Source organism: Vibrio sp. Vb0349 (assembly GCF_033338975.1).
The window spans coordinates 1-1,879 of the sequence record NZ_JAWOTS010000099.1 but is presented as its reverse complement, the minus strand read 5'-3'; the positions used below and the strand labels follow the sequence as shown (position 1 = coordinate 1,879).

Genomic DNA, 1,879 nt, shown 5'->3' with positions numbered 1-1,879 from the left:
AACGTCGACAGAAGTGCCTGGGCGTAAATCCGTGACGATATCCATCACGCTTTGACGGCCCTGAACTTTATTGCCATCGATACTGATAATGATGTCTTGTTTTTCAAAGCCTGCGGCACTTGCTGGACCATTTGGGTCGATACCTAAAACAACGATACCGCCAATGTGCTCGTTTCCTAGTAAACGGGCCGTCACTGCATTGATGTCTTGCCCATCAATACCGATGTAGCCGCGAATCACACGACCATCAGCGATGATTTTCTGCATAATTTTGCTGGCGAGTGGGGCAGGGATTGCGAATGAGATACCGTAGGTTTCAAGATCGGTTGCCTGCTGGAAAGACGCGGTGTTGATGCCCACCAATTCACCTTGAGTATTCACCAATGCGCCGCCCGAGTTACCTTCATTGATTGCAGCATCAGTTTGGATGAAGGCTTGACGACCATCGCTAATAGAAGAGCGACCTGTCGCGGAAATAATGCCGAAGGTCGTGGTTTGCCCTAAGTTGTATGGGTTACCAATCGCTAAAACGACATCACCAACCTGAGGTTTGTATTCGGAATTTAATGGGATGACCGGTAGGTTAGAACCTTCAACTCGTAAAACGGCAATGTCCGTGCGTTTGTCGGTGCCAACAAGTTGAGCGGCAGCAGCTCGACCATCTTGCAATGCAACAACGACTTGGTCTGCTTGAGCTACCACGTGATAGTTGGTAATGATATAACCTTTTTCGCTGACGATAACCCCAGAACCCAGCCCTTGTGTCGAGAGTTTACTACGATCGTTTTCAACGTATTTTCGGCTGTAGATGTTCACAACCGCTGGCGCCGCTCTTCTTACGGCTTGGTTAAACGACAACTCAAGAGATGCGATATTTTTCGGTTGTTGGTCGAGCGCGACAGGAATAACGTTATTGCGCAATGATGGAACTGCGAGCAGTACAACGGCAGCGGTTGCTAAGCCTAAAAAGACAGAACGTAATAAAAAGCTAAGCATATCCTCTCCATGCATGAGCGCCAAAATGGCATAGAAAGGTGAAGAATAGCATTACATTGAAAAATAACAAAAGGGCAGTGCGTGATCGCACTGCCCTTTTAATAATCAGATTGATAGTAAGATTAACTCTTCGAGCTTCATCACCAAGAGTGATGATTCAATCGTCTGGGTTTGCCCTGATTTTAGAGGCTAGAGACTATCGAATCACCAAGTAGATAGTGCGTTCCCCGCGTTGGATATTTAGTGCAAGCACACCTTTGTGTTTATCAACAATAGAGCGAAGCTCCGCAAGGTTTTTCACTCGTTGACGATTGACGCCAATAATGATGTCACCTTGTTTTAGCTGGTATTGCGCGGCAGGTGAATTCTCTGCAACACTGGAGACTTTTACCCCTTGGATTGCATCACTTGGTGTAGTGTTACTTAACTCTGCTCCTTTTAGGCCTTCATGCAACGTTTCCGCTTTGGCTTTCATGTTGGTGGACTCGCCAAGAGTCACGTCAAACGATTTGCTCTTACCATCACGAATAACGCCTAGCGTGATCTTCTTACCTGCTCCTAATGTGGCGACTTTAGCGCGCAACTCAGAGAAAGTGTCGATTGACTTACCGTTAACTGATACAACCACATCACCGGCTTTTAGACCCGCTTTGTCCGCTGCGCTATCAGGCACGACTTGGCTGATGAATGCCCCTTTACTTGACTCGTAACCCAGTGCTTCTGCCAGCTCAGAGGTCACTTCACCACCTTGAACGCCCAACATGCCACGTTTTACTTCACCAAATTCTAAAATCTGCTCAGTGAGGTTTCTCATCATGTTCGATGGGATCGCAAAACCAATCCCGACGTTGCCGCCATTTGGTCCCAAAATGGCGGTGTTAAT

The 1,879-nt window shown here is 47.2% G+C and carries 2 protein-coding genes; both read right to left on the bottom strand.

Translation table 11 applies throughout. The features are described from left to right. Nucleotides 1-996, bottom strand: a 996-nt coding sequence (degS, locus tag R7Q47_RS23545) for an outer membrane-stress sensor serine endopeptidase DegS (protein ID WP_318089521.1), incomplete at its 3' end; no start/stop codon positions are given. Nucleotides 997-1,192: 196 nt separating this feature from the next. Further along, nucleotides 1,193-1,879: PDZ domain-containing protein (locus tag R7Q47_RS23540; protein ID WP_029807568.1), on the bottom strand; the 687-nt coding region annotated here is incomplete at its 5' end.